The following is a 24,905-nucleotide window of genomic DNA, read 5'->3' as shown; positions in this document are numbered from 1 at the left end:
CAGCCCTTCTGCTAGTGATCACCAACAGACAGGCCAGACTGGCCATATCTCTAGTCAAATCTAAATGCCAAGGCGGCCATTAATGTGTCAGCCGCTCATCTTCCGGATCACAAATTAACAACTTCTTGCGATTTCTGACAGTTCACTTTTCCTCTTTTGGAGGTGAAATAACTAAAAGTGACATTGGCTGACAGAGTGCCGCCAACATCGTCGGTGCCAACCCTTAGCCCATATGTATGAAGGAAACGAGAGATTGATGTGAGTCAGGATTTTTTGCGGCTCAATGAAAAAGGCGGCATTTGCTACATTGAGCCCATGAAAAAAGCACTTGGAACCACCAGCGCAGTACTTTCTGCACTGGCCATCAGCGGTTGCGCCCAACCTCAGTCCGCTGCACCTGTGATCGGCATGGCCAACCCCGCATCGGTGTACTGCGCCCAGCTGGGCGGCAAGGCCCGCATCGAGAAGACCACTGCCGGAGAGCGCGGCATCTGCGTGCTGCCCAACGGCACGGAAATCGACGAGTGGGAGCTGTTCCGCCGCGACCACCCTGCAAAGTAACCGAGCCGTAGTCCTAACATCAGCGGGCTCAAGTGCTAGTAGGTTCTTGGTGCACGGCGGATGACTCGGGCATGTACCTCGCTGAGGCCAAGGGGGCGGCGCGACCCATCGTGCCTCCGTGAATGGCAGACAAAAAAGCCCATATGGCGTAGGCTGGGTGGGCGGGGTCTGGACAGTTCAGCCAGCTTTACCAATGGCTAAGGCATTGGCTGCGCCCAAAACAGTCAGCACTGCGCCGTTTTGGGGCTGCGCAAAGAAGTCATGCCGTTCTTGCTGCAGCTGCATTCGATCTGCTTGCTGTATGCAAATCTGAAAAATCTGTGCGAACTTGTGGCGCTTTAGATGGGCCGCGTAGGCACCCCGTATGTCAAAGCATGCTTTTTGCTGTCAGCCGTGAATTGGGCGGCGCAGACAGTGCCGTGCCGCATGCAGCAATTGGTAACTGATAAGTGCTCCTGGCAATGCCATGCGAATGACGTAGTGATAAGTTTTTTCATCTGTCCTTCGGCTCACCAGCTATACCTGAAGAATTCCTTGGGGGCTCGAGGTGCAGCTCTTATGAAGGAGAAAATCATGGCCACTCCAGTCAGCGTTGAGAAGCTAGAAGTCAGGTCACACAGCGAGCCTGATGAACTTCGCACACCTAGCAAAACTCGCGTGGAGCTCGTAAAGCTTCAGGGCTACACGATTGGACGGTTCAACTTTGAGCCCGGATGGCGCTGGTCCGAATGCATCAAGCCCGTGGTGAAGACTGAATACTGCCAGCTCTCGCATGTGGGGCACGTCGTTTCGGGAAAGCTCACCGTTCAAATGCAGGACGGCTCTCAGAAAATGCTCAGCGCAGGCGAGTCCTACGCCATCCCACCCGGTCACGATGCCTGGGTCGAAGGGACTGAACCCTTTGTCGGCCTTGAGGTGCTGAGTGCAGAGGTCTACGCAAAACCTTCCGAGTAACGCTCGCGCAAGTGCTTGCGGGCTTGCCATAGCAGATTGAGGTAGCGGTAGTACATGCCAACCACTTGGCAAAAAAGCCTGCTAGGTCTGGAACCTTGCGGGCTTTTGTCTGCTTGGCGGGCGCTTCCGAGCTTCTGAATTGGCGATTGCGTTGCGCCCGCCCTATCTGCATTTGAAAGTGTGCTGCAGCTGATGGCATCGTCTGGATTGAACTAGCAGCCTTGCTTTCCATAGCAGGCAGCAGCCGGCTGTGTTGGCTGTGGTGGTGCTGTAGCTGTTGCCGTTGCCGTACGGTGTCGATGGGGCATGGGCTGTTCGCGGGGGCAGCGGGACGGTAGATCAGGGCTTTTCACGCAGGCACTGGACGGTGTGGGCGTCCAGCCATTCGGCGTGCATGCCCGGGCAGGCGAACTCGTCGCGCACGGATTTGGTGAGGGTGGTGGGTTCGTCTGCCTGGGCGTTGGGGGTGGCAAGCCACAGTACGCCCATGAAGATGGCGGCGACGAGGATCAGGGATTCGATGATCTTTTCCATGATATTTCTCCGGTCTGGCGCTTGTCAGGAAAACGCCTGTGGTTATCAAAATCGATGAGGTCGACCGTTCACAGCGGCCAGGCTTCCGGGGTGGTGGCAATGACGACCGCCACGCCGATGAGGCAAACGATCCCCAGGAGGCTGAGGCCCCATTGCGCGGCGGTCAGTAGCTTTGTTCCAAGGCCGGGGCGATCAAGAGCAGGACTGTCAGGAGCAGCGCGAGCAGGGCGGTGGGGATGTGTGGCCATTTCACAGGCCTCCCTTCTCGCGCAGGCGCTGCACGAGGTCTTCATCAACGGGTTGAGGAACGGTGCTGTACAGCATGGAGTCTCCTTTTGGCGAGAAGCAGGCCCGCTGGATGGGCGGGGTCGGATAAAAAAGACCAGCGCTCTTGAGAGCCGGTGAAACCAACAAAGGTATGGTGGAGTGAATGCGCTTCGCGCTCTGGCGCAGCAAGCTGTTGCCTTGAATTTTACTGTTATTTTTATCAGTGCTGTTCATTTGTACAGTAGTTTAAATTTCCCCTGTACAGCGCGTCAACAGACATCGACCTCGTGTGTTGTGTGGCTGCACTGAGCGTCTACCGGCAAAGAAAAAGCCCACCGGCGTTGGCTGGTGGGCTTGCGTGTAAAGGCCGATGCCTTGCGGCGTGCCTGGGGAAGCAGAGGGAGGGTAGAGAACCTCAGGCTCGGCAGAAAGCAATGGATATCATCACCATCTGGTGTGACCGCTCAGACCGCAGCTCACGGCTTGTGCACCACGGTATTGGTAAAGCGTATTTCAGGCCTCGATTTTGAGCAATACCTTGTACCGGGAACCATCACACCAGATGGCCCCGCTTGACCCTGCGGGGAGAGGTCGCGCTTAAGGCCCGCGGGGCCAGGAGGCTACATTTGAAAATCTCCGCGCAAAAAAAAGCCGACCGCGAGGTGGGCTGAACTCCAACTGGTTGGTGGCCGGCGCCGACCGGCCTGCGGTTCTTCTTGAGTTTGGGCACTAGCGCATGTGTGGTTGCGTGCCGGGGTTAGACAAAGGGCACACCGTAGTGGTCATAAACACGGCGGCCGTAGTCGTCGGTGTATTCAGGCAATGTGCCTCCCTCGTAGCGAGGGGCGTTTTCAAGCCGTTCCTTGGTGACGGAAACCACGTACCCGCCTTGGCTGGGTTCGTATTTGAGGCTATCCCACGGCAGTGGGTAGAGATCTGAGCCGATGCCCAGGAAGCCGCCAAACTGCATCACTGCATATCGAATCTTGCCGGTGAGCTTGTCGATCATCAGTGAGTCGATAGCCCCCAGTTTGTCGCCGTTGGGGTTGTAGACGTTGGTGCCGTTGACACGATCGGATGAGATGACAGGTGAGGCTGGTTGCATTCCTGCTCCTTTCTTTGCGTGGTACAGAACAACGCTGGCAAGGTGGGCCAGCGCTGAGGCGCTCACATTCACTGCTGGGGCGTTTTGTGCTGTTGCCCGGGCTGCTGTTGCTGAGCAGGGGTCTTCTGCTGTCCTGGGGTTTGCTGTTGCTGCTGGCCGGGTTGGCTGGTGTTCTGGCCTGGTTGGCGTTGCCCAGGGTTTTGCTGCTGCTGTTGCTGCTTGTCCTGTTGGCTGGGGTTGTGCTGCTGGTTCGCTTGTTGCGTCATGTCCTTCACTCCTTCAGGTTGGTGACCAGCAAACCGGGTTGGCTTGCTGTGGGTGCATGGTCGCCGAGTCATGGAAAACCCTTCTGTAGGAGAACGTGGCGCAACGCTGAATTTTGTGAATTCACGGCCATTACGTAGCATTTGGTTTACGTTTGAGGCGGAACTCTCGATATTCCTCACAGTATTCATCCAGATGCGCAGCAGAACGTGCTGGGTTCTGGGCTCACTCAGGGTTGCGATCGCTGCCTCCCCGATGCAAGTCGCTCCAACCGCAGTACCCTGAAGCGTGTACACCGGCCGGCCTTATGCCTTGGTGAAGGGCGTTGCCGTGATTCCGCCAGTCTTGCCGTTTTGCCCTTGTCCGCATTCGACAGGCCCATTGGCTTTTTCCAGAGCTAGCCGTTTTGATAGCTTCCGGCGTTTGATGGATAAGCGCTGGAGGCCTATCTGACCTAAATGCCTGGATGCGGAGAAAAGCCCCTGCAACGACTGGTTGGCAGGGGCTGTTTTGTTCAGGCCAGGCAGTTCAGGTCGTAGCCCACCATGAAGAGTGAAGCTTCCATGGCCCGCATGCGATCAGGCTGGCCTGAAAACAGGCTGGGGGTCTTGCGCAGGGTCTCGGCCATTACCCAGGCCAGCCGCACCTTGGCGCCAGCCCAGCGCTGGGGCGTGCTTTGGCTGGTGTAGAGCAGGGTGCCCGGCGTCGGTGGCTGGTCAAACAGGCAAGCCAGTTTGTGCTGGGGCTTCTGGCTGCCGCCGGCCAGCGGGAAGCTCAGTGTATCGGGCAGGTGGGGCCTGCCGCTGCTGCGGCGCCAGAACTCCACCAGTGCAGCCGCCGCGGCGCTGACCCGTGAGTCATAGATGGGCAAGCCTTCGGCCGAATAAAAGGCGTGCACCTTGGTGAGCATGGAGTTCATGAGCCGCACTGTCGGAAAGCCGGTGCGCAGGCTGGCCGAGCCAAGCGCCATTTCCTGGTGGGTCTGGGCAATGTAGTGGCTGATATTAGTGCCAAGGCCCACAAGAAAGGGCCGCGCGCCTTCCTTGGGGTTGCGCTCGCCGCCCCAGTCCAGCACATCGCTACAGGCGGCCAGGGTGGCTGTCGCATCGTTGGCCTGCACGGCAGCGCGCAGCTTGGCAGAAAGAGCGCTTGTCTTGATGCACGACTCGGCCCAGTCGCCCGTTGCCAGGCCAGTCGCCCGCCAGCGGTAGTGGTGAGGTACCAGATCGGCAAAACGGGTGGTGGCCATCAAGCCCTTGGGCACGTAGCTGGAAGAGCGAATGTTCAACTGAATCTGTCGCTGGGGGAGTGTGGCTGCAAGCCAGTCGGTAAAGCCAATGACTTCGGGCTGTTGCAGAAATTCGGTGCGGTTCATTAATGTCTTGTGGCCTGTCGGATTTCTTGTTTTGGTCAGTTGGTGCTGCTTTGACATTGTCGTCTGGCGCGGGCGGCTGATGGGGCAAGGAAAGGCAGGCTGCAGCAATGAGTGCGCACGTCCCTGGTTTGTCCTGTAGTGGTGCTTCGAGCGCGTTTTCAGGCTCTGACTCCCCGGTGGTTGAGGAGACTCCATGCGCTGAAACCGAGCGAGATCACGCACCAGGTAGTCCAGTGCTATAGAGGGCCTGGTGCAGCCTGGTTCGCCCGCAGCGATTGCCATCGCCTATGCCATTGCTGCATGCGGCGTTGCAGCCGCAGGTCTGAGGGGCTGGGTGTTGGCTATCCGCTGGTGGTGATCAAAACCTGAACGTCGCTCCGACGATCGGGCCGCTCTGGCTGAAGTCCAGTCGCTTGCCGTCGTCACGGTAGTCCACGCTCAGGTGGCGGTAGCCCACGGACACAAAGATGTTTTCCTTGACTTGGTAGTTCACCGAGCCGTGCACCTGCCAGGTGAACTTCGAGCCCACATCCAGCCCACCCATATCGGCATACACCAAGGTGGACCAGCGCGGCGCAATATCGTAGCGCCAGCGTGCGGCGACCACCGGGTCGACGAATGAGGTGTTGGACTGCGCTGAACCCACTCCTGGCACACTCACTTCGGCCTTGATCTGCCATAGGCGCAGGCCCGCCATCAGGTCAACGCTCGACTGCGGACTCAGCATCCAGTTGTGCCCGCCGGTCATCGTCAGCGAGGTCTGGCGAATCTTGGCATTTGCGCTCAGGCCTAAGGGTAAGGCAGCCTTGTCCGATGTAGCGGCGTAGCTGAAATCTCCCTGCAGCACATATTGTCCCTTGCGTGCCGTGCCGTTCACAAAGGCTGCAGCGTCCAGGTCCTCCAGAATGTCCGAGAACGATTTGTTCACGCTCACCGTTGGTGCTCCTCTGAACGGGCGGACGCTGCCGTCCAGCCCCGTCATCCATACATAGGGCGTGAGCTGAAAGCGCCATGCATCGGCTGCCGTCTTGTCCTGTGCCCAGGCCGGCGTGCCTGCCAGCAGGCTCACGGCCAGCGCCGCCGCTGCCATACCCGGAGTGGTGTTGATGTGCTGGGTCATTTGTCTCTCTTACAGCGTGTTCTTGTAAACCTTGCCATCCTTCATGATCAGGCGCAGGTTCTGTTCCGGGTTACTCAGGAAGTCCAGATTCACCGTCGGGTCGCCATCGGCCACCAGAAGATCGGCAGATGCGCCAGGGGCTATGCGGCCCAGCGGCTGGGGATAGGGGTTGCGCTCGCCCGACAGGGCCAGCAGTTCGCCGTTGGTGCCCGTGGCCTGCTTCAGCAGCGTCATGGGGTCGTAAAAGCGCGTCAGCTTGGCCAGTTGCTTGCCCTGTGTGACCGTGCCCTTGGGACTGAACAGAATGTCCGTGCCCCAGCCCGTCTTGATGCCGTACTTCTGCGCCATCTCATAGGCGCGCACCGTGCCCTGGGCCACGCGCGACTGGCTCTCGCGGCGCACTGCATCGGTGTAGGGGTTGGCGTCCTCGTCCTGCAGAAACGGCTGCAGGCTCCACCACACGCCCTCGTCGCGCATCATGCGCGCGCTTTCCTCGTCGGCCAACTGGCCGTGTTCGATGCTCTTTACGCCCGCCTTGATGGCCCGCTTGATGCCTTTGGGGGTGTAAACATGCGACATCACATAGGTGTTCCAGTCTGCGGCGGCCTCCACGCCGGCGCGCAACTCCTTCTCGGTGAACTGGGTGCTGTCCAGCGGGTCGTACAGCGATGCCACGCCGCCGCCTGCCAGCATCTTGATTTGCGATGCCCCCAGCATCAACTGCTCGCGCACGCGGCGCAGAACCTCGGTCTCGCCATCCGCAATCATGGCCACGCCGGTTTGCTCCACCATGCTCAGCGGCTCGTTCGCTGCACGCGGAATATCACTGCGAAGGCGGAAGTCGCCATGGCCCGAGGTCTGAGAAATCATCGCCCCGCTGGGATAGATGCGCGGGCCCGGGACCATGCCCTCGTCGATCGCGCGCTTGAGCGCAAAGGCGGGGCCGCCCGCGTCCCGCACCGAGGTAAAGCCGCGCATCAGCGTGCGCTGCGCCTCCTGCGCGGCGGAGATATACAGATAGCCCAGATCTGCCGTCATGGCCGTCATCTGCGGAATGGCTGCCAGCATGGTGTGCCAGTGCGTGTCGATCATGCCCGGCATCACCAGCTTGCCCTGGCAGTCGATCACTTGCGCACCTTCCACCTTCTCGCCGGCAGAGGGCAGGGCGGCAATCAGCTTGCCCTGGATCAGCACCTGCACGCCTTGGCGCACCGACTTGCCCGTGCCGTCAAACAGGCGCAGATTGGTCAGCAACACGGGGCGGTCGGCCGGCCTGGCCGCCCCGCCCGCGCCTGTCTCGGCAGCATGCAGGGTCACAAATGGCGCCATCATGGCCGCCACCCCGCCCACAAACATGCGGCGCGACATATCGCTCATCACCCGCTCATGCAGCAACTGGCACACCACGCTGCCGCAGGTGCAGGCTCTCGGGCGAATCGGGCCGGTCTGCCACGCCAGGCCGGCATCGGTTGCGATTGCGTGACTCATCTGCTTTTCCCTTTTTTCAAAATGAACAAGAGACGCCGCTGCCGGCGTGACAAATGGGACCAAAGGCTCACAATTTGATGCACCGATGCTACACGACGATCGGCCATGAAAAAGCGCCCCACCGCACGAGGGCGATGGGGCGTTGCTTGCATTATGAGAGCGGCCGGGAAGTGGCTGCGCTGCAGTCGAGCATGCTTAAACCGGGCGGTGTACCAGAACCGGAATGCTGCTGTTGACCAGTACGCGCTGGGTCTCGCTGCCCAGCAAAATGCCGGCAATGCCCTTGCGGCCGTGTGATGCCATGCAGATCAGATCGCAGTTACCCTCCTGCGCCTGCTTGATGATGGCCTGATTGATGGAGATATTCGTGACCCGCACCGTCTGGCAGGCCACGCCCTCGGTCTTGGCAATGTCCAGGGCAGCTTGCAACACCTGATCTGCTTCCTTCTGGGCGCTCTTGTCGAACTCTGCAGAGTTGTAGGCGATCAGCGCCTCGGCTCCGTAAATCATGGCTGCGTAATCCGGCATCACATACAGCGCCGTCACCTGTGCGCCTTGTTCCTTAGCCAGTTGTATGCCCGCGCGCAGCGCGGCCTCAGAGAGCTTAGAGCCGTCCGTAGGAATCAAAATGTGCTTGAACATATCCAGCCTCCTTGCGCATAGGTGCGCGTCTTGTTGCCAAATCAATTCGATCGATCACCGAACTCATACTCACACTCCAGGGCTGCTAATGCAACACCTTGAAATGAGTATTCAGACGGTTTCTTGATGGAAATCAAATTCATGAGGTTGCAGGTAAAAGCCGCCTCAAGCCCTTATCCATAAAGCGTTGGAAGCTATCAAAAGCAGACTATCCGAAGGTCTTGCGCAGCCTGCTCTGCGGCTGTTGTCGGTCGGCAGGCTGTCAAAGGAGGCCTGCCTCAGCTCGGTCACAATCGGCTGTATATGACGCAGGGTGGGCGACCGTAATTCAGGTTCGGCAGGTGGCTGCGGTGCGCTCATCTATCGGCATCGCCCTGTATCAAGGTCATGAACGCAGTGCGGTGCACTTGCGCCTCAGCCTTCGTGACCAGATTGAAGGTCAGCTCCATGCGCCGAATGCCGGCAGCCTGCTGCGAACGGCCTCCATGCGCTGAAAGGCATCTATATAAGCCGGTTTGAAGGCAAGCGCTTTCTTGCCTGTAAGGGCCATGGTCAGCAGCGTAAGGCCATCGCGGACGATGCGGTAATCGGGGAGTGTGCGCCCTGCGGACCCAGTGAATTCGGCCGGGGCGTGGAGTCTTTTGAGAGTGCTAATCAGATTTCAACTGCGGCCCTTGCCGTTGGGTTGGGCGTGGGCTCGCCAATCTTGTGCAAGGTGTTGCGGTCGGTATGGGCAAAAGGTTCGCTCTGGCCGGGGATGGTCAGCGTGGTTTCCTGCTCGTACGACCAGGTGCCGTCCGAGTGCTTGGTGATGGTGATGGTATAGGCGTCGGTTCTGAAGGCGTGCTCCAGAAACGGGTTGCTGGAGATGCCGTTGACGGTGGAGCCGCGCTCGGCCCTGAGGGTGAAGCTGGTGGCGTCGGCCGTGGTCTTGCCCGTGGCCATGGCGGTCTGTCCGCGCGGGATGGTCAGGGTCTGGATGATGTTGCCGGTGGCAGGCTCCCACAGCCAGTAACCGACCTGGTCGTGAAAGGTTTCCACATCGTCGGGCTTGACGATGCGTGTGTGGTAGCGCAGGCCATAGAAGAGCTGTGGCCCGTTGGTTTGCGCATCGATGGGCTGGCACTCCATGTGCTCGATAAAGGCCTGCTTTTCGGGGCCGTCAGCCTTGGGGTTGATGTCCAGGCCGCGCTTGCCGGTCCAGATGCCGGCCATGCCGGTGAGGGGGCCAAGGTTGGCCAGGGTATTCACATCGGGCGTGGGCTCGGTGTAGATGTCTTTGGGAAAGTTTTCCATATCGTGTAACGGGCTTTCACTTTGAATCTGTTGAAGCCAGTTTACAAGCCATGGACTGAGGGCTTCTTGACGGCAGTCAAGCTGTCAGGTGCTTTCTTCGGTGGTGAGCGTAAAGCGTGCACTTTCGCCGCGCTGGGCGGCTTCACGCGTGAGGAAGATCAGCACGCGATAGCTGGCACCACGTTCGATGCGAAAGGTGCAGATGTTGTTGTTGGCCGAGCCTTGGCATAGGGGCTGGGCAGAGCCGTCCTTGAAGACGTTCATCTGGCTGGAGGGGTTGTTGGTATTGAGCGTGACGGTCATGCGCTGGAAGGGCCGCGTTTCGAGCCCGTATTGCACGATGCCGTTGCCCGTGATCTGGCCGCTGTAGGAGTTGGTGTAGCCGCCCGGGGTTGTAAAGGCGGCCTGTGCCATGGAGCTGCTGCTGAGATGTAGTGTCATGAGACTGAGCAGGGCAGCAGTTGCAAGCATCGGTTGGAAGCGGGTCATGCAACTCTCCTGAATGTGTTGGACAGGATGGCGCTCCTGGCGCAGCGACGGGTGTCTATGCCGACAGCCAATCCACCATCCTCCACCGCCGCGCCCTAGCGGCAGGAGACATTGCGCCAACTGAATTTGCCGTCGTTAAAGAACTCTGTCCATACCGACATGATGGGAGCCTGACGGTAAGAGAACGTAATCTGGTTAGGGATCTTTGGCCCTAGTGCGGCAGGCTGTCCATCCTTGTCGAAGACCTTGACGATGTAGAGCGTGACGCCTCCGTCCTCGTCAGTGTGCAGGACTACCCGGTAGTCCTTGGTGAAGAGATCCCAGTCGAATTGCTTGGTCACATACGTGTGCAGACGGACAAAAGCGCGGTTCGCGTTCTTGGCGGCAGGATTAACTTTTCTCATGACGACACTCCCTGTTGCTCAACGACTTGCCGCAGGACCTGCGAGCTGACATTTCATTGCATTTGACTGATGTTGTATCAAGAGGATGTAAGGAAGTATGTAGGCACTTACAGATCGCGCTAATGGACAGAGCAGATCTGCTGTGTGAGCTTCTCTGAAGCGCTGGGGAGGTGCTTTGCCGGTGCCGCTGTCATCTTTTCTTGATGAAGTGGCCGTGCTAAGTAACTGAGTGAAAAGATAGATTTTTTTAATGAAATCTATTCTGAGCCGGCATGGGTTTGAGCGTAAAAATTGCCTGATGATGACAATTTTGAGAGAGGCGCATTGAATTTCAGGATGACGATGCTCTGGCCTGAGTCAACGAAAGCAGGGCTGAATCGCCTTGCCTGAATTCCAACAGGCAAGTCATCGGTAGGTGCTCCCGAAATACTAGGCAATGCGGTGGCTGAGCAGCTGGCAAGCGTCCAAAAGCCAGCCTATCCAATCCTTGAGATATGTCACCGTGCAGGCTCAGGGTTCACCGTGGCTCTGGCAAGTCTCGCTCTGCCAGTTGTCTCTCAGGCCGGTCGTCAAACAGTGTTAAACCCTGAACCTATTGGTGATGTAGATTTTGTTTCTGCTGCACTTTTCGGTAAATTGGGCGTAGGAAAATTCTGATTTTGATGTGCAAGTGGCGATCTAGCCTGATGCCCTACTGAATTCAAAAAAAAGCCCATGTCCCACCACCTGCAATACACTTTTGCCTCCCGTCTAGATGCCTGGATCAGGCACATGAAGCTGGCCAAGCCTTGCCATACGCAGCAGATGGCTTATGAGTTGGTGATCGACAGCTGGGTGCAAACCAATGCAGAGCTTGGTGCTTCGCAGGAATTTTTGAAGGCCTTGCGCCGGCGTCGGCTGTGCGAGGAGCATGGCTGGCGGGGGGTGAATACGAGCGTTGCGCACTGGGATCTGGATGATGCACACACTGTGCGGATCTATCTGCACGAAGACGGCTCCATCGTGGTGCAGCAAATGGACTCGCAGAATCTCCAGATTCTGTTCACCTTGCCTGGGCATCGTGAGCGATTGGGAGAAGTATCGGAGCGATGTGCCTAGCAGCCAAAAAAATGCCCGCGCAAGGCGGGCAAGTTTTGGGGTCCTCTCGATCCGGTTCTGCAGCTCACACAGTCAATGCATTTGAATAGTTGGCAGAGGCGCTACTTTGGCCTCAATCGCCGTTTATCGCTCTTGCACTGTTGCTGACGCGTTTGAACGGTTGACAGGTTGCCCCATCGGGTGCGGCCAGCAGCTCCTGACTGGCTGGCCTGCATTTTGCAGCCATGACTTGCAAATCACTTGCCCATCCTGTACCGAGGCAAGCGTGCGACATGCAGGACTGCTATTCGATATTTCTGGCTCCTTAATGTTTGCCGGTGGAGGCGGGCCGGTGTACCAGCACCGGGACATGGCTGTGCGTCAGGACGCGCTGGGTTTCGCTGCCCAGCAAAATTCCGCCAATACCTTTGCGACCGTGTGAGGCCATGCAAATCAGGTCGCACTGCAATTCCTGCGCCTGGTGAACAATGGCTTGGTAAACAGAGGCGTGGGTGACTCGCACAAAGTTGCAGGGTACGCCTTCAGGTCTGGCAATCTGGTCAACGAACTGCAAAGCCGCATCTGCATCGCTGTTGGCACTTCGCTCGAACTCTGTGCTGTTGTAAGTCAGCAGTGCGTCTGCGCCGTAGATGATGGCGCGGTAATCGGGCATGACATAAAGGCCGGTCACCTTGGCGCCTTGTTCACGCGCAAGCAGAACGCCAGCACGCACGGCAGCCTCTGACAGTTTGGTGCCATCGGTGGGAATGAGCAGGTGCTTGAACATGTTCAGCCTCCTGATGCCGGAAGATGTGCCTGAGAATCAATTTATTCCAATATTTCGAGCCGCGCAATGCCTAGTTCTTGAATGCAGCAGAGTTGTAGACAGGAGGTAAGACTCTGTAACGGGGTCGATGGCGTCGAGTTGTCTCATTCCTCGGGCGAAGGGGGAACGCGATTGAGGATTTCGCCAGTGGCCTCTATCTCGAACTGCTGCGGATTGAGCCAGTTGACCTCCTGATGATCGGCAGTTTCAAAGTAAATGGCAGACGGTCGTATGGAGACGCCATGCGGCATGTCAACCTCATCAAAACTCTGATAGACCAGAATCAGGCGCAGGTCTCCATTGGCGTCTTTGGCCTGTATGTGCTGCAAGAGCTTGCGGTAGGCACTCATAAGACGCCCTCATTGACATGTGTATATGAATGTTTCCACTGTCGAAGAGGTGCTGCAATACCCTGATCCGGGTATCCGTTCTGACGCATATTCGCGCCTGACAAGGAGTTTAGAAGGCTGCAAGGCTTGTGCGAAATGCGTTCTGGCGGACAGGCACAGGCAGAACATCAGCAAATAATTTACATGGCAATCCAGATCGTTCGGCGCCAATATAGAGGGCCTGCTCTGGCGACATCGAGTTTTTGCCTATGCACTGCTGGCAGAGTTGTCTGGCGCCATATCTGCCGGCCGATGGGCCAAGAGCGTTGAGGTGGCTTCCTGTTGGATGCAATGGAAGCTTTGTTGCATCGCCTGCAGACCTATCGCGGGTCAGGCTCGGAGCTGCACGAGTGCAGGCAGTCAAACCTCACTGTGCTTTCAGACTTGCGGGGTTGTTTGCTCATGGAGTGCCATACGCTCCAGCGCGGCACAGACATCGGCCATGCGTCCGCAGATCAACAGGCATTCGGGCTGACTGCGCGGCTCACGCTGCACGATCTTGAGAAGTCGTGGAGAAGCTGCTTGCCTAGACTCGTCGGTTATTGGCGATTGCAGCTCTGGTGTCGCTGCAAAAGCCTGAGGACAAAGCGTATTGCTGCCTAGACGACTGCGACCGCGGTTGGCGCGCATGACAGGAATGCTGATCTGCTTCGCCTTTGGGCGATTGCTAGTGAAGGATACAGGTTCTGCAGCGGCTTCGCTTGCATCATCAGAGCAGAAGTTCGGGTTGAGCGACAGCGTGGCAGGCTGCCCTTTAAGGGTCAGGCGTGTCAAAGCCTGCAGTGATGTGGCGAATCCCATTTGGCAACTCCTCTTGATGACCTTGCGGCATGGATAAGGGCAGGATTGCGTTCTTCAGGCAAAGCTCCGCCCAGGGCGAAGCTCAACGGCTTCGCGCCTACCACCTGGGCTTGAGAGGGAAAGAGGCCCGGTGCCTCCGCTGCATAGGCGTAGGGACGCCGTCTGCCCGTTACATGAACATGCTGTTGCGGATAAGGCCTACGGCCAGGCCTTCGATGGCGAATGGCTCTTCAGGATCGACGTGAATGATCTTGTAGTCGGGGTTCTCGGGCAGCAGCTCGATGCCCTGAGGCGTGCGCTTGAAGCGTTTGACGGTCACGTCGTCACCGAGGCGGGCCACCACAATCTGGCCGTTGCGCGCTTCATGCGTAGCCTGTACCGCCAGCAGGTCGCCGTCCATGATGCCCGCGTCACGCATGGACATGCCGCGGACCTTGAGCAGGTAATCGGGCTTGGCGGCAAACAGGCTGGGCTCGACCGAATAGCTCTGATCGATATGTTCCTGGGCCAGAATAGGCGAGCCGGCAGCGACGCGGCCGACCAGGGGAAGCACCAGCGGGGCCAGGGCTGTGAGCGGTAGCGCAAAGCTGGCACCACGTGCCGCATTGATGTTGCGCACGGTATCGGCGCGCAGGCGAATACCGCGCGATGTGCCGCTGACCAGATCTATGACGCCCTTGCGGGCCAGTGCCTGCAAATGCTCTTCTGCAGCATTGGCCGACTTGAAGCCAAAGGTGCTGGCAATCTCGGCCCGGGTAGGGGGCGCACCCGTGCGAGCGATGCTGGACTGGATGAGGTCCAGAATCTGCTGCTGGCGGGGAGTGAGCTTGGGGTGGTCCATGGGCATTCCTTGATCGATCGATGATGAATACTGTGTGTTCATCCAGTACCTGTATTTTTAATCAGTTTGAAGAGGACTGCAAGTGGAACGTGACAAAAATATCGTCATTCTGGGCACCGGTGGCACGATTGCCGGTGTTGCCGAGCAGGCGGGCACCAGTGTGGGCTACCGTGCGGCCCAACTGGGCGTGGCTCAGCTGCTGCAGGCCGTGCCGGACCTGGAGCTCGTTGCTTCTGCGTCGCTGCAGGTGGAGCAGCTGGCGCAGCTGGACAGCAAGGATATGGATCACGCGACCTGGCATGCACTCGCGCTGCGATGTGCCGAGCTGCTCGCTCGTGATGACGTGAGCGGCATCGTGATCACCCATGGCACCGACACGCTGGAGGAAACCGCCTGGTTTCTGCAATGTGTTCTGCACCCGGCAAAGCCCGTGGTACTGACCTGCGCCATGCGCCCGGCCACAGCCATTTCGGCTGACGGCCCCGGCAATCTGCGCGATGCCGTGGCCTGTGCGGCCGACATGCAGGCTGCTGGCCGCGGTGTGCTTGCCGTGGTGGCGGGCCGGGTGTTCAGTGCACGCCAGGTGCGCAAGGTGCATCCTTACCGTGTGGATGCCTTCGATGGCAGTGGTGCCGGCCCGCAGGGCTGGGTGGAAGAGGGGCGGCTGCGCTGGGCAACAGGCGGGCTGCCGGTCGTTGCGGCCAGCTCCACTGCAATCGCTTTACCGCCCGCAGATCACTGGCCCCTGGTGGAGCTGCTGCACAGTCATGCCGGCTGCAACAGTGCCGTAGCGCTGGCGGTGATGCAGGCCTGGTATGCGGCAGGCGTGCGTGCCGTGGTGGTGGTGGGCACGGGCAATGGCACGGTCCATCAGGCATTGGCGCCAGCCCTGGACTGGGCGCAGGCGCAGGGCATGGCTTTGCGCATCACGACCCGGTGCGAGGAGGGGCAGGTGGTGCGGGCCGAGGGAGCGGGGGATGGCCGTGTGAGCAGCCTGCCGGCGGCCAAGGCCAGAATCAGCCTGATGCTGGAGCTGATGGGCTGGCCTCACGCATTGGATTGATGCTCTTATTATGAGAGCGGTCAGCCTGCGTTAATAAAGAGTATTTATGGTGTTTTTACCTGAAGTCCAATGAATGTAGGCGCAGGCAGCTATGAATATTGATGGCTGCAATGCCATCCTTGGTGCAGCTATCCCGCCGGCCGGAAGGCCGGGAGCGCGAGCTTCAAAAACAAAAAAGGCCGGTGAAGACACCGGCCTTTTTTGCCCAGAGATGCCTGGCCGCGAAAGTCGGCAAGGCTCCATGAGCGAGTGATCAGGGCGATCAGGAAGCCAGAGCGGCCAGAGCGCGTTCGGTGATTTCTTCCACGCTGCCTGTGCCGCTGATGGCGCGGTACTTGGGGGCCGCTGCTGCATCGGCCTTGGCCCAGTTGCTGTAGTAGTCCACCAGAGGACGTGTCTGGCTGCTGTAGACGTCCAGGCGCTTCTTGACGGTTTCTTCCTTGTCGTCTTCGCGCTGAACCAGGTCTTCACCGGTCACGTCGTCCTTGCCTTCCACCTTGGGAGGGTTGAACTTGACATGGTAGGTGCGGCCCGAGGCGGGGTGGCTGCGGCGGCCGCTCATGCGTTCGATGATGGCGTCGAAGGGCACATCGATTTCCAGCACATAGTCCAGCTTCACGCCGGCGGCCTTCATGGCGTCGGCCTGGGGGATGGTGCGGGGGAAGCCGTCAAACAGGAAACCCTTGGCGCAGTCGGGCTGGGCAATGCGTTCCTTGACCAGGTTGATGATCAGATCGTCGCTGACCAGCTGGCCGGCGTCCATCACGGCCTTGGCTTGCAGACCCAGAGGGGTGCCAGCCTTGACGGCGGCGCGCAGCATGTCGCCCGTAGAGATTTGAGGGATACCGTACTTTTGGCAAATAAAGGCCGCCTGAGTGCCTTTGCCGGCGCCGGGTGCACCCAACAAAATCAGTTTCATGGAAATCCTTGAGGAGAGTAGAAATTCTTGCTGGCCCAGGCAGACGGGTGGTCGTCCGTAGTCCCCGGGCCGTATTTTTTCGCGGGCAAGGATAGCACGCACAAGACCAACACAGGCTTACACAATTCAGTCAAGGCTGTCACAAGTGCGGCCAATTGAAGGCATGTATCCGCTGCAAACGCGATTGCTGTAGTTGTAATCCAGGTGCCGAAGCCGTTACATATGCTATTCGGACTATGCGGAAAGTATAGCGATCAGCGCTTTCCTGGACTGGCCCAGGGCCCTTTGGGACTGCGCGCGTGGGCTGGGCAGCTGCCGGCTTGATGCGTGAGCAGCCCTGGATGAAGACAGCCTGCGCACCGGTGTCGCCAAGGTGCGCAGGTCTTTTTTTCAACCAGCAAAAACAGCGCGCACGCGCTCCAGGTCTTCGGGCGTGTCGACGCCGGCACCCGGTGCATCGGGCGTGATATGCACGGCAATGCGGTGGCCGTGCCAGAGGGCGCGCAGCTGCTCCAGCTGCTCCATGGCTTCGGTCGGCGCGGGTGCCAGTTGCGGGAACTCGCGCAGAAAACCGGCCTTGTAGCTGTAGATGCCAATATGGCGCAGCGGTGTGAAACCTGTGTGACCGGCCCTGGGGGCCGCCGTCTGCCACCAGGCTTCATCGCCGTGGTCGCGTGAGCAGGGGATGGGGGCGCGGCTGAAATAGCTGGCCAGACCCTTGGCGTCACAGACCACCTTCACCACGTTCGGGTTGCGGTAATCCGTCAGGCTATCAATAGGATGAGCCGCCGTGCCCATGCTGGCTTCAGGACGGGCCAGCAGCAGTTGCGCCACAGCCTCGATCAGCTTGGGGTCGATCAGCGGCTCGTCGCCCTGCACATTGACGACCACATCGTCGCCGGACAGGCCCAGTTGCGCACAGGCTTCGGCCAGACGGTCGCTGCCGCTTGGATGATCCTTGCGGGTCAGAATGGCCTGGACGCCATGCCGGGCGCAGGCCGCCACAATGCTCTCGTCGTCGGCCGCCACCACGCAGCGGGCTGCGCCGGCCAGAGCCGCGCGCTGGGCCACGCGCACCACCATCGGCAAGCCGGCAATATCGGCCAGGGGCTTGCCGGGCAGACGGGTCGAGGACAGGCGGGCCGGGATCAGTACCGTATAGCTCATGGCTTATTGCTTTTCTTCTTCCAGCTCGTCGTCGGACAGGGTACGGGCTTCGTTTTCCAGCAGCACAGGGATGCCGTCGCGCACGGGATAGGCCAGACGCGCGCTGTGGCTGATCAGCTCCTGATGCTCGCGGTCAAAGCGCAGCGGGCCCTTGGTGACGGGGCAGACCAGCAGTTCGAGAAGTTTGGCGTCCATGGAGTATTCCTGCAAAACGGGATGAGGGCGCCAGCAGGGGGCTGGCGCTGCAAAAAAGGGGTGATCAGCCGAGGCCGATCCATAGGCTCAATGATAGTCAGGCTGGCTTGCCATCGCGGCGAATATTGGCGCTGGCCTTGGCCAGCTGAGCGTCCAGCAGCTCCCAGAAGGCCTGCGGCAGCTGCAGCTCAAGGGGAACGGCCCAGGCTTCAGGATGGCTGCGCCAGAGCTTGACGGCATCTTTTTCGGTGCAAATCAAGGGTTTGTCGTTTGCCAGCGTGCGCGAGAAGCTCTCGAAATCATAGTGATCGGGCAGGGCCTGGGTTGCTGCCGGAGTGATGCCCTGGGCGGCCAGCATGGCAAAAAAGGACTCGGGGCGTGCCACGGCGGCCACGGCCTCCGGGCTCTGAGCGGCCAGACTGCGCAGCGGGATGCTCTGGCCATGGCCGTTGTGGGCGGTGTCGGCCAGGCTGCGCTGCAGCGCGAACGCCGGTGAAGAGCCCAGTGGCCGGGGCGGCTGGCCGGCATGCAGTGTGGCCGTCACCGGGCGAGGCCAGGGCTCGCGCAACGGGCCTGCGGGCAGCAGAAAGCCGTTTCCGACTCCTTCATCATTGAAGACGCACAGCTCCACATCGCGTGCCAGGGCCAGATGTTGCAGGCCGTCGTCGCTCACGATCACGTCGACCTGCGGGTAGCGCTGGCGCAGCGCTTGCGCCGCCTCCAGACGCCTGGAGGCGACAAAGACCGGCACGCCGGTGCTGCGCGCCAGCAGGGCGGGCTCGTCGCCGACCTCGCTGGCGGGGCTGTCCGGCAGGGCCTCACGGCAATCCTGTCCGTTCTCGATCCTGCGGCCATAGCCGCGCGAGATGATGGCCGGCTGCCAGCCCCTGGCCTTGAGGTGGGCCACCACGGCCTGAGTCACGGGGGTCTTGCCCGCGCCGCCCGCAATCACATTGCCGACGACGATGACTGGCAGCCCCGTGCTTTGCTGGCGGCCGAGCATGCGCCTGGCGTTCCAGGCCTGCAGCACTCCATAGAGTAGCGATAGCGGCCACAGTAGCCAGGCACCCGCTCCACGCTGGCGCCAGAGGGCGCGCAAGCCATGTTGCGAGGAGGATGCTTGGGCGGTGTTTTGAGGCATAGGGGTTGGGATCATACGGGCGCGGCCGGAGTTCCCGCAGCCAACGGGCCTGCGTGATGCGCAAATACCTGGGCCCTGATCCCGGGAGCTCGGGATCAAAAACTGCCAAACAGGCTGCCCAGCGCCACGATGACGGCAAGGGCAGCGACGGCCGGGACGATAGCCACCATGGCAATGTCCAGATAGGACTGGCGATGCGTGAGCCCGCAGATGCCCAGCAGGGTGATGACGGCGCCGTTGTGCGGCAAGGTGTCCAGTCCGCCCGTGGCGACGGCCGTGACGCGGTGCAGCAACTGGGGCGACAGGCCGGCGGCCTCACCCATCTGCAGCCAGGTGCTGCCCAGGGTCTGGAGGGCAATGCTCATGCCGCCCGAGGCCGAGCCGGTGATGCCGGCCAGAATATTGATGGCGATCGACATCGAGATCAGCGGGTTGTCCGGGTAGATGTTCAGCACCGCATCGCGTATCAGCGTGAAGCCTGCCAGCGAGGCGATGACAGCACCATAACCGACCTGGGAGGCCGTGTTCAGCAGCGGCAGGGCCGAGGCGCTGGCGCCTTGGTCGAGCAGTTGCTTGAGCTGTGGCAGGCGGCCCCACCACAGGGCAACCAGCAGGCAGATTGCCGCGGTCAGGGCCGCAATCACGGCCCAGATGCCGCGCAGCGCCTCGATGCTGGTGGCACCGAAACGGGCCTCGGCCAGATAGCGCGTGTCCAGACCTGCAAGCACATGCACCGATAAAAGATAGTTCAGAGCGATCACCACGGCAACAGGCAGCAAGGCCTTGCCCAGCTCCAGATGGCTGGGGGTGGCCTCTGCTGCTGGAGCAAGTTCGTCCGCCGGCTGCTGGGCTTCATCCTCGGCGGTAAAGCCTTCTCCCCTGGAGCGCGCCTGCGCGCTGCGCCAGTGCAGCCACCACAGGCCGAGCATCAGCATCACGGCTGCGGCGATCAGGCCCAGTCCCGGCGCGGCAAACGGCGTGGTGCCGAAATAGGGCATGGGAATCGCGTTCTGGATGGCCGGCGTGCCGGGCAGCGCCGTCATGGTGAAGGTAAAGGCTCCCAGCGCAATCGTGGCCGGCATGAGGCGGCGCGGGATGTCGGCACGCCGGAAAAGCGCCTGGGCGATGGGATACACCGCAAAGGCCACGACAAACAAGGAAACACCGCCGTAGGTGAGAACGGCGCAGGCCAGCACCACGGCGAGTATGGCGCGCCGCTCGCCCAGTGCTGCCGCAATGCCATGGGCAATGATGTGAGCTGCCCCCGAGGCTTCCATCAGCTTGCCGAAGACCGCGCCCAGCAAGAACAGCGGAAAGTAGGCGATGACAAAGCCGCCAAGGCTGACCATGAAGATCTGGGTGTAGCTGACCAGCATCAGCTCCGGTGCACCGAAGGCCACGGCCAGCAGGGCTGTCAGTGGTGCCAGCAGCAGCACGCTGACGCCGCGATAGGCCAAAGTGATGAGCAGACCGAGTGAAAGAACGATGCCCAAAATGCTGATCACATGCACCTCTCTAAGCAAACCGTGCAGTCACGGCATTCAATTCAAAAGCAGCGCAGCCTTTGCGGGCCAGCAGCAGCCAGCAGCAGCCAGCAGCAGCCAGCCATGGGGGCTTGATTTGCCGTCCATCCCTGGCGTGCTCTGGTGCGGCGGTTCAGCTCCGCAGCAAGAGCTGCGCTGCAAGCCCATTGCGCAGCGTCATCGCGACACAGGTATGACAGCCGCCATCGTCTTTGATTCGCCGGCTTGCGTCGCTCAGGTCCCGAAGGGACGGCTGCTCAGCGTTTCCATCACATGGTCCACAAAGCAGGTGATGCGCGCCGCCAGTGCGGTGTTTCGATAGTAGACCGCATTGATGGGCTGGCAGATGTCCAGTGTCTGCTTGCCGAGCAGCTGCACCAGATTTCCTTGCTCGCGGTCTGTGCGGGTCATGAAGTCCGACAGGCAGACTATGCCCAGGCCGGCCAGAGCCATATGCCGGAGTGTCTCGCCGCTGGAGGAGGCAATGTCCGGGCGAATGCGCACGGCGTTGCCGTCGGCGTCGCGCAGCGGCCAGTCGTTGAGCGACTCGGGCTGGGTAAAGCCCAGCAGGCTGTGCTGGGCGAGCTGTGTCGGACTGGCGGGCATGCCATGGCGCTTGAGATAGGCCGGGCTGGCCAGCACGCGAATGCGACTGATGCCCACAGGGCGGGCGTGCAGCGTGGAGTCCTTGAGCACGCCGATGATGCCTTCGTTGGAGTTCAGCTCCAGCTCCACCTCGGGGTAGCGCGCACGAAATCCTGCAATCAGCGGCACCAGCACATGCAGCATGAAGGGGGGCTGCATCGACACGCAATCTTCCCGCCGGCCGCATGCGCCGCGCCGCCATCAGCTCCTCCGCTTCGTCCACCGATGCCTGTATGGCGCGGGCATGCTGCAATAAGGTGGCGCCTTCCTCGGTGAGTTCCAGGCGTCTGGTCGTGCGACGCAGCATCGTGGTCTGCAGCTTTTCTTCCAGGCGTCCCAGCGTGCGGCTGGTAGCCGAAATTGTCAGGCCCAGCAGCTCCGAAGCGGCCGTGATGGACCCCGTGTCCACGACGGCCACAAGGCCTGCAATTCATCGAGCGTGGTCTTCATTGTTGAATTCGGTTCAAGAAAAATGGGGGATGCCAAGCTTGATCTGCAAATATTAATCGAGGACACCGCGCCGGAAACCTGTCCGTGGTTCTGTTGTTCGCCCTGGTCACCGGCGCATTGCCGAATTCGCCTCTGTGGACCGACTGTTGGTGATTGCCGATGGCGTCCAAGCCAGCATTCCCGCGGTGGGCATGGCAGTCGTTTCTGCTGGGGCACGTGTTGCTATCAAAGATGATGAAGACTGGTCACTGCTGGCGCAAGATTCGAGTTCTATATTTGATTTAATTTCAAAAGAATTTGTGAAATACAGGGCTTAATCTACAAATATGGGTTGGGCAAACTTCAGGCATCGGAAAAGCCTGGCCTGATAGCAGACATGGAAGCTCAGGACTGGCTGCCGTCTTCAATCTCATTCAGGAGTTATTTCATGAGCCATATTCCTTTCTTCGGCGTCGGTACCTTCCGCCTCTCCGGTCAGACCGTGATCGATTCCGTGCGCAATGCACTCGATGTGGGTTATCGCGCTGTCGACACGGCTCAGATCTATGGCAACGAGGCTGAAGTCGGTCAGGCGATTGCCGAGAGCGACGTGGCACGTGGCGATCTGTTCGTCACCACCAAGATCTGGGTCGAGAACTACAGCAAAGCTAAGCTGATCTCCAGCCTTCAGGACAGCCTGAAAAAGCTGCGTACGGACTACGTGGACCTGACCTTGATTCACTGGCCCGCCCCCGGCAATGGTGTCGAGCTGTCCGAGTACATGGAGGCGCTGGCCGAGGCCAAGGCCCAGGGGCTGACCCGCCAGATCGGTATCTCCAACTTCAATATCGAACTGACCAAGCAGGCCATCGCGGCCGTAGGCCAGGGCGAGATTGCCACCAACCAGATCGAGCTGAGCCCCTATCTGCAGAGCCACAAGCTGACCGCCTTTTTGAAGGAGCAGGGCATTCAGGTCACTTCCTATATGACCTTGGCCTACGGCAAGGTGCTCAAGGACCCGGTGCTGGCGCAGATTGCCGCCAAGCACAACGCCACGGTGGCGCAGGTGGCCCTGGCCTGGGCGCTGCAGCTGGGCTATGCGGTGATTCCCTCGTCGACCAAGCGCGAGAACCTGGCCAGCAACCTGCTGGCGCGCGACCTCAAGCTGGATGCCGAAGACATGGCGCTGATCGCCGCGCTGGAGCGTAACGGGCGAGAAGTCAGTCCCGAAGGCCTGGCTCCTGTGTGGGACTGATAGTGGTGCCGTATTAGGCCCTTAACCGGGCCGCTTGGACTGCCAATCCTGCCGCAGCGTGCAGGCCAGAGTACTCTGGCGACGTTTGCGTTTTCTCTTGAGCCAGCGTTCTAGCTTTTTCGCTTGATCCGGTGTGGAGATCAGGCGCAGGTTCTGGCGTAGCAGGCTTTCGCTGGCGGCAAGATCATTCAGCTCTCCGAGAGGTTGCTGGATTTTCTTGAGGCGTTTGAGCAGACGGTGATGATCTTTGGGCAGCAGAGGTCCGAATAGCTCCAGCAGATAACGAGTTTTCTTGCCGGCTTTTCTGACATCGTGAAATGCTTCGATATCTGGCTTGTTCGCTGTTATCGCCCGCTTGATGCGTTGGTGCAATTGCCGCCTGGATTTTGCGATCCGTGCTTCGGCAAGTGCTCCCAATCGCAGCTGGCGAGGCTTGGCGCGCAAGCCTGCCTCTGTTTGTGTCAGCGTTTTCAGCAGGCATGTCTGTATATGCGGAGGTGACAGGATTTCTCTGCCAGCCTGCAAGGCCGCCTCGCGAGCGACGTATATTGCGGCAATGCCGGCTGCACTGCATTTGCCATGACGGCTCAGCAGCTCGATCAGAATGTCGTAATCGCGGGCCTTGCCTGCTGCGCCGGCAATCGATTTCAGGCAGCCGCGCTGCCGTGCATATTCCTCGGCGCCCATCAGGGGGCGGTAGAGCCACCATAGTGTCAGCAGGTTGCGCAGCGCAACGCGCAATTGATGAATCCCCTCGGCGGCGGGCTCTCGGGCTATGTGCCGGGCCTGTTCGACTGCCGAGTCGACAAGCGGGGATGCGATAGCTGAAAACGCCACTGCGGCGTCTGGTTTGCCTTTGCCCATACGAACTCCCGGGGCAGTTTTCATGAGGCTGAGACAAGCTTGCGACTAGCAAAGCGATGCTCCGGTCCGCATTGCTCTCGCTGCTGTTTGCCACAGTGTGCCATGTTCCCTGCCCTATGTCCGTGGGCAGCTTCTGAATTGCGGCGGGAGCGTTCAGGCCGGTGACTGGCCTGGGCAGTGATGAGTCTGAAGGCTGGGCTTGGCTGCTAAAGGTTGGCAACGATCATGGGCAGGCTCAAGGCTGTTTTTGCACCAGGGCCGTTCGGCCCAGTCTTGCCCCAGTCGGCATTGAGCCAGTCCTTCTTGACGACATGTTCTGCGACGGCGGCGAGCTCTGCAGAGGGGTTAATGGCGCCGCCGAAAGGCAGCCGGCCATGTGTGCTGGAGACAAGACTGAAGCGTAGCTGCCTCGTCTGTGCGTCATGCCAGCAATAGAAAAGCATGGATGAATTTCCGCTCAATTTCTCTCGCCTGGCTGTCATGACCTGGTTGATGAAATCGACAAGAGCTGCAGCACTGAGACCCAGGGACTCGTCATCGCACGGAGAAAAGCACCACAGATTGGACGATGCCTCATGGTTGATGTCGGCGGCGTCGATGACGATCTCGTCATCGCGTGCCATGGACAGCCATCTGCCTAAAGTCGGCGAATCCTTCATCGGGTTCTGTGAATGTCGAGGATGGGTCAATGGAGTTGGCTGTAGTGGTGCTTGTTTTGACGCAGCGGCTGATGAGCGCATTCTCGAGAAGCTGGTAGCCAGTCATTGTGATGAGAGCTAAGCTTGTGGCCTATACCTCAGGAGTCTCGCATGCCACAGACCATTCGACTGCACCGTGTGATCAAAGCTCCGCCCGAACGCGTCTATCGGGCCTTCACGACCCCCGAAGCCATGGTCAAGTGGTTGCCGCCCCATGGTTTCGCAGCGCAGGTGCATGAATTTGACGCCCGTGTGGGCGGCCGCTATCGCATGAGCTTCATCAATTTTTCCGCCAACAGTCAAAACAGCTTTGGCGGCGAGTTTCTGGAGCTGGTGCCAGGCCAGCGCATACGCCATACCGACCGCTTCGAGGACCCGAATCTGCCGGGTGAAATGATCACCACCGTGAACTTGAAAGCCGTGTTTTGTGGCACCGAGCTGCATGTGGTGCAGGAGGGCGTTCCCGACGTGATTCCCGAGCAGGCCTGCTATCTGGGCTGGCAGGAGTCGCTGCAGTTGCTTGCCCTCCTGGTGGAGCCGACCATCCCTGACGGAGCGTGAAAACGACGCAGA

Annotated in this window: 31 protein-coding genes and 1 pseudogene; 7 read left to right on the top strand and 25 right to left on the bottom strand. The window is 59.9% G+C overall.

Translation table 11 applies throughout. The annotated features are described in order from the left end of the window. The first annotated feature begins 315 nt into the window (after positions 1-315). Positions 316-561 (top strand): putative hemolysin, encoded by a 246-nt coding sequence (locus tag ACWGXF_RS06635; RefSeq protein WP_087866464.1) that lies wholly within the window; start codon positions 316-318, stop codon positions 559-561. Positions 562-1,134: 573 nt separating this feature from the next. Then, on the top strand, positions 1,135-1,515 hold the full coding sequence (locus tag ACWGXF_RS06630; protein WP_034389780.1) for a cupin domain-containing protein: 381 nt from the start codon (positions 1,135-1,137) through the stop codon (positions 1,513-1,515). 339 nt (positions 1,516-1,854) lie between these two features. Here the strand turns inward: ACWGXF_RS06630 and ACWGXF_RS06625 are convergent, their stop codons facing one another. From ACWGXF_RS06625 to ACWGXF_RS06570, 12 genes are all read right to left on the bottom strand, one after another. Continuing rightward, positions 1,855-2,049, bottom strand: a complete 195-nt coding sequence (locus ACWGXF_RS06625; protein WP_003053971.1) for a hypothetical protein — start codon at positions 2,047-2,049, stop codon at positions 1,855-1,857. A gap of 249 nt (positions 2,050-2,298) precedes the next feature. Further along, positions 2,299-2,550 carry a hypothetical protein gene (locus ACWGXF_RS06620; RefSeq protein ID WP_167599004.1) on the bottom strand — a complete coding sequence of 84 codons (252 nt, stop codon included), beginning with the start codon at positions 2,548-2,550 and terminating at the stop codon, positions 2,299-2,301. Between the two features lie 523 nt (positions 2,551-3,073). Then, entirely contained in the window at positions 3,074-3,421 is a 348-nt protein-coding gene (locus tag ACWGXF_RS06615; protein WP_012838823.1) for a PRC-barrel domain-containing protein, read from the bottom strand. A gap of 68 nt (positions 3,422-3,489) precedes the next feature. Then, positions 3,490-3,687: a hypothetical protein gene (locus ACWGXF_RS06610; RefSeq protein ID WP_034389723.1), complete on the bottom strand. Its 198-nt coding sequence runs from the start codon at positions 3,685-3,687 to the stop codon at positions 3,490-3,492. 512 nt (positions 3,688-4,199) lie between these two features. After that, entirely contained in the window at positions 4,200-5,060 is an 861-nt protein-coding gene (locus tag ACWGXF_RS06605) for a hypothetical protein (protein WP_256630776.1), read from the bottom strand. Between the two features lie 358 nt (positions 5,061-5,418). Then, complete coding sequence (locus ACWGXF_RS06600; RefSeq protein WP_003062860.1) at positions 5,419-6,180, bottom strand: porin family protein; 762 nt, start codon at positions 6,178-6,180, stop codon at positions 5,419-5,421. A 9-nt stretch (positions 6,181-6,189) separates the two neighbouring features. Beyond that, on the bottom strand, positions 6,190-7,668 hold the full coding sequence (locus tag ACWGXF_RS06595) for an amidohydrolase family protein (protein ID WP_452101774.1): 1,479 nt from the start codon (positions 7,666-7,668) through the stop codon (positions 6,190-6,192). 195 nt (positions 7,669-7,863) lie between these two features. Beyond that, positions 7,864-8,310: a universal stress protein gene (locus ACWGXF_RS06590; protein ID WP_003062865.1), complete on the bottom strand. Its 447-nt coding sequence runs from the start codon at positions 8,308-8,310 to the stop codon at positions 7,864-7,866. A gap of 439 nt (positions 8,311-8,749) precedes the next feature. Further along, entirely contained in the window at positions 8,750-8,965 is a 216-nt protein-coding gene (locus tag ACWGXF_RS06585) for a Rha family transcriptional regulator (protein ID WP_370466699.1), read from the bottom strand. Beyond that, positions 8,965-9,606 carry an FABP family protein gene (locus ACWGXF_RS06580; RefSeq protein ID WP_039050622.1) on the bottom strand — a complete coding sequence of 214 codons (642 nt, stop codon included), beginning with the start codon at positions 9,604-9,606 and terminating at the stop codon, positions 8,965-8,967. Before ACWGXF_RS06580 ends, ACWGXF_RS06585 begins: the two co-directional genes overlap by 1 nt. Before the next feature lie 84 nt (positions 9,607-9,690). After that, positions 9,691-10,095: a hypothetical protein gene (locus tag ACWGXF_RS06575; protein ID WP_003062872.1), complete on the bottom strand. Its 405-nt coding sequence runs from the start codon at positions 10,093-10,095 to the stop codon at positions 9,691-9,693. Between the two features lie 95 nt (positions 10,096-10,190). Then, positions 10,191-10,499 (bottom strand): hypothetical protein, encoded by a 309-nt coding sequence (locus tag ACWGXF_RS06570; RefSeq protein WP_003053988.1) that lies wholly within the window; start codon positions 10,497-10,499, stop codon positions 10,191-10,193. A gap of 771 nt (positions 10,500-11,270) precedes the next feature. Between ACWGXF_RS06570 and ACWGXF_RS06565 the strand changes: the two genes are divergently transcribed. Next, positions 11,271-11,597 carry a hypothetical protein gene (locus ACWGXF_RS06565; protein WP_003075735.1) on the top strand — a complete coding sequence of 109 codons (327 nt, stop codon included), beginning with the start codon at positions 11,271-11,273 and terminating at the stop codon, positions 11,595-11,597. A 304-nt stretch (positions 11,598-11,901) separates the two neighbouring features. Here ACWGXF_RS06565 and ACWGXF_RS06560 read toward each other — a convergent pair whose 3' ends face one another. From ACWGXF_RS06560 to lexA, 4 genes are all read right to left on the bottom strand, one after another. After that, positions 11,902-12,363, bottom strand: coding sequence for a universal stress protein (locus ACWGXF_RS06560; RefSeq protein ID WP_003062875.1), 462 nt, complete (start codon positions 12,361-12,363; stop codon positions 11,902-11,904). 143 nt (positions 12,364-12,506) lie between these two features. Next, the gene (locus tag ACWGXF_RS06555) at positions 12,507-12,752 is read right to left on the bottom strand and encodes a hypothetical protein (protein WP_003062877.1); all 246 of its coding nucleotides are present in this window, start codon (positions 12,750-12,752) and stop codon (positions 12,507-12,509) included. A gap of 417 nt (positions 12,753-13,169) precedes the next feature. Further along, the gene (locus tag ACWGXF_RS06550) at positions 13,170-13,592 is read right to left on the bottom strand and encodes a hypothetical protein (RefSeq protein ID WP_256630774.1); all 423 of its coding nucleotides are present in this window, start codon (positions 13,590-13,592) and stop codon (positions 13,170-13,172) included. 169 nt (positions 13,593-13,761) lie between these two features. Further along, a complete protein-coding gene (gene lexA / locus ACWGXF_RS06545) occupies positions 13,762-14,433 on the bottom strand; it encodes a transcriptional repressor LexA (RefSeq protein ID WP_012838816.1) in 672 nt (223 codons plus the stop codon). Between the two features lie 82 nt (positions 14,434-14,515). Between lexA and ACWGXF_RS06540 the strand changes: the two genes are divergently transcribed. Next, the gene (locus ACWGXF_RS06540) at positions 14,516-15,496 is read left to right on the top strand and encodes an asparaginase (protein ID WP_256630773.1); all 981 of its coding nucleotides are present in this window, start codon (positions 14,516-14,518) and stop codon (positions 15,494-15,496) included. 262 nt (positions 15,497-15,758) lie between these two features. Here ACWGXF_RS06540 and adk read toward each other — a convergent pair whose 3' ends face one another. The 7 genes and pseudogenes from adk to ACWGXF_RS06505 all read right to left on the bottom strand — a co-directional run. Then, entirely contained in the window at positions 15,759-16,415 is a 657-nt protein-coding gene (adk, locus tag ACWGXF_RS06535) for an adenylate kinase (RefSeq protein WP_003062884.1), read from the bottom strand. Positions 16,416-16,805: 390 nt separating this feature from the next. Next, entirely contained in the window at positions 16,806-17,582 is a 777-nt protein-coding gene (kdsB, locus tag ACWGXF_RS06530) for a 3-deoxy-manno-octulosonate cytidylyltransferase (protein ID WP_034389710.1), read from the bottom strand. A gap of 3 nt (positions 17,583-17,585) precedes the next feature. After that, the gene (locus ACWGXF_RS06525) at positions 17,586-17,777 is read right to left on the bottom strand and encodes a Trm112 family protein (protein ID WP_003054006.1); all 192 of its coding nucleotides are present in this window, start codon (positions 17,775-17,777) and stop codon (positions 17,586-17,588) included. A 97-nt stretch (positions 17,778-17,874) separates the two neighbouring features. Beyond that, positions 17,875-18,918, bottom strand: coding sequence for a tetraacyldisaccharide 4'-kinase (lpxK, locus tag ACWGXF_RS06520; protein ID WP_256630772.1), 1,044 nt, complete (start codon positions 18,916-18,918; stop codon positions 17,875-17,877). A 95-nt stretch (positions 18,919-19,013) separates the two neighbouring features. Continuing rightward, positions 19,014-20,423 (bottom strand): GntP family permease, encoded by a 1,410-nt coding sequence (locus tag ACWGXF_RS06515; protein ID WP_256630771.1) that lies wholly within the window; start codon positions 20,421-20,423, stop codon positions 19,014-19,016. 252 nt (positions 20,424-20,675) lie between these two features. Beyond that, the gene (locus ACWGXF_RS06510; RefSeq protein WP_314352373.1) at positions 20,676-21,245 is read right to left on the bottom strand and encodes a LysR substrate-binding domain-containing protein; all 570 of its coding nucleotides are present in this window, start codon (positions 21,243-21,245) and stop codon (positions 20,676-20,678) included. Between the two features lie 163 nt (positions 21,246-21,408). Then, positions 21,409-21,495: pseudogene (locus ACWGXF_RS06505) on the bottom strand (LysR family transcriptional regulator); the annotation flags it as partial. A 187-nt stretch (positions 21,496-21,682) separates the two neighbouring features. Between ACWGXF_RS06505 and ACWGXF_RS06500 the strand changes: the two are divergent. Then, on the top strand, positions 21,683-21,853 hold the full coding sequence (locus ACWGXF_RS06500; RefSeq protein ID WP_177340843.1) for a hypothetical protein: 171 nt from the start codon (positions 21,683-21,685) through the stop codon (positions 21,851-21,853). Between the two features lie 110 nt (positions 21,854-21,963). Then, positions 21,964-22,770 (top strand): 2,5-didehydrogluconate reductase DkgB, encoded by an 807-nt coding sequence (gene dkgB, locus ACWGXF_RS06495; RefSeq protein WP_202788228.1) that lies wholly within the window; start codon positions 21,964-21,966, stop codon positions 22,768-22,770. A gap of 21 nt (positions 22,771-22,791) precedes the next feature. Here dkgB and ACWGXF_RS06490 read toward each other — a convergent pair whose 3' ends face one another. Together ACWGXF_RS06490 and ACWGXF_RS06485 are read right to left on the bottom strand one after the other, a co-directional pair. After that, positions 22,792-23,634, bottom strand: coding sequence for a CHAD domain-containing protein (locus tag ACWGXF_RS06490; protein ID WP_054075528.1), 843 nt, complete (start codon positions 23,632-23,634; stop codon positions 22,792-22,794). 206 nt (positions 23,635-23,840) lie between these two features. Continuing rightward, positions 23,841-24,323 carry a hypothetical protein gene (locus ACWGXF_RS06485; RefSeq protein ID WP_452101773.1) on the bottom strand — a complete coding sequence of 161 codons (483 nt, stop codon included), beginning with the start codon at positions 24,321-24,323 and terminating at the stop codon, positions 23,841-23,843. A gap of 120 nt (positions 24,324-24,443) precedes the next feature. On the opposite strand from ACWGXF_RS06485, the gene ACWGXF_RS06480 reads away from it, so the two are divergent. Continuing rightward, the gene (locus ACWGXF_RS06480; RefSeq protein WP_003062911.1) at positions 24,444-24,893 is read left to right on the top strand and encodes an SRPBCC family protein; all 450 of its coding nucleotides are present in this window, start codon (positions 24,444-24,446) and stop codon (positions 24,891-24,893) included. Positions 24,894-24,905: the final 12 nt, after the last annotated feature.

The organism is Comamonas sp. HJ-2, assembly GCF_053615495.1.
This window is presented reverse-complemented; position numbering and strand designations above follow the sequence as displayed.

Excerpts from the sequence above, each read along its gene's own strand:
- ACWGXF_RS06555 (WP_003062877.1), bottom strand. The coding sequence starts at position 12,752 with ATGAGTGCCTACCGCAAGCTCTTGCAGCACATACAGGCCAAAGACGCC.
- dkgB (WP_202788228.1), top strand. The coding sequence starts at position 21,964 with ATGAGCCATATTCCTTTCTTCGGCGTCGGTACCTTCCGCCTCTCCGGT.
- ACWGXF_RS06625 (WP_003053971.1), bottom strand. The coding sequence starts at position 2,049 with ATGGAAAAGATCATCGAATCCCTGATCCTCGTCGCCGCCATCTTCATG.
- ACWGXF_RS06600 (WP_003062860.1), bottom strand. The coding sequence starts at position 6,180 with ATGACCCAGCACATCAACACCACTCCGGGTATGGCAGCGGCGGCGCTG.
- ACWGXF_RS06560 (WP_003062875.1), bottom strand. The coding sequence starts at position 12,363 with ATGTTCAAGCACCTGCTCATTCCCACCGATGGCACCAAACTGTCAGAG.
- ACWGXF_RS06565 (WP_003075735.1), top strand. The coding sequence starts at position 11,271 with ATGAAGCTGGCCAAGCCTTGCCATACGCAGCAGATGGCTTATGAGTTG.
- ACWGXF_RS06635 (WP_087866464.1), top strand. The coding sequence starts at position 316 with ATGAAAAAAGCACTTGGAACCACCAGCGCAGTACTTTCTGCACTGGCC.
- ACWGXF_RS06575 (WP_003062872.1), bottom strand. The coding sequence starts at position 10,095 with ATGACCCGCTTCCAACCGATGCTTGCAACTGCTGCCCTGCTCAGTCTC.
- lpxK (WP_256630772.1), bottom strand. The coding sequence starts at position 18,918 with ATGCCTCAAAACACCGCCCAAGCATCCTCCTCGCAACATGGCTTGCGC.
- ACWGXF_RS06610 (WP_034389723.1), bottom strand. The coding sequence starts at position 3,687 with ATGACGCAACAAGCGAACCAGCAGCACAACCCCAGCCAACAGGACAAG.
- ACWGXF_RS06525 (WP_003054006.1), bottom strand. The coding sequence starts at position 17,777 with ATGGACGCCAAACTTCTCGAACTGCTGGTCTGCCCCGTCACCAAGGGC.
- ACWGXF_RS06595 (WP_452101774.1), bottom strand. The coding sequence starts at position 7,668 with ATGAGTCACGCAATCGCAACCGATGCCGGCCTGGCGTGGCAGACCGGC.
- ACWGXF_RS06605 (WP_256630776.1), bottom strand. The coding sequence starts at position 5,060 with ATGAACCGCACCGAATTTCTGCAACAGCCCGAAGTCATTGGCTTTACC.
- ACWGXF_RS06620 (WP_167599004.1), bottom strand. The coding sequence starts at position 2,550 with ATGAACAGCACTGATAAAAATAACAGTAAAATTCAAGGCAACAGCTTG.
- ACWGXF_RS06630 (WP_034389780.1), top strand. The coding sequence starts at position 1,135 with ATGGCCACTCCAGTCAGCGTTGAGAAGCTAGAAGTCAGGTCACACAGC.
- ACWGXF_RS06490 (WP_054075528.1), bottom strand. The coding sequence starts at position 23,634 with ATGGGCAAAGGCAAACCAGACGCCGCAGTGGCGTTTTCAGCTATCGCA.
- ACWGXF_RS06615 (WP_012838823.1), bottom strand. The coding sequence starts at position 3,421 with ATGCAACCAGCCTCACCTGTCATCTCATCCGATCGTGTCAACGGCACC.
- lexA (WP_012838816.1), bottom strand. The coding sequence starts at position 14,433 with ATGGACCACCCCAAGCTCACTCCCCGCCAGCAGCAGATTCTGGACCTC.
- ACWGXF_RS06510 (WP_314352373.1), bottom strand. The coding sequence starts at position 21,245 with ATGCAGCCCCCCTTCATGCTGCATGTGCTGGTGCCGCTGATTGCAGGA.
- kdsB (WP_034389710.1), bottom strand. The coding sequence starts at position 17,582 with ATGAGCTATACGGTACTGATCCCGGCCCGCCTGTCCTCGACCCGTCTG.
- ACWGXF_RS06570 (WP_003053988.1), bottom strand. The coding sequence starts at position 10,499 with ATGAGAAAAGTTAATCCTGCCGCCAAGAACGCGAACCGCGCTTTTGTC.
- ACWGXF_RS06480 (WP_003062911.1), top strand. The coding sequence starts at position 24,444 with ATGCCACAGACCATTCGACTGCACCGTGTGATCAAAGCTCCGCCCGAA.
- ACWGXF_RS06590 (WP_003062865.1), bottom strand. The coding sequence starts at position 8,310 with ATGTTCAAGCACATTTTGATTCCTACGGACGGCTCTAAGCTCTCTGAG.
- adk (WP_003062884.1), bottom strand. The coding sequence starts at position 16,415 with ATGAAACTGATTTTGTTGGGTGCACCCGGCGCCGGCAAAGGCACTCAG.
- ACWGXF_RS06580 (WP_039050622.1), bottom strand. The coding sequence starts at position 9,606 with ATGGAAAACTTTCCCAAAGACATCTACACCGAGCCCACGCCCGATGTG.
- ACWGXF_RS06550 (WP_256630774.1), bottom strand. The coding sequence starts at position 13,592 with ATGGGATTCGCCACATCACTGCAGGCTTTGACACGCCTGACCCTTAAA.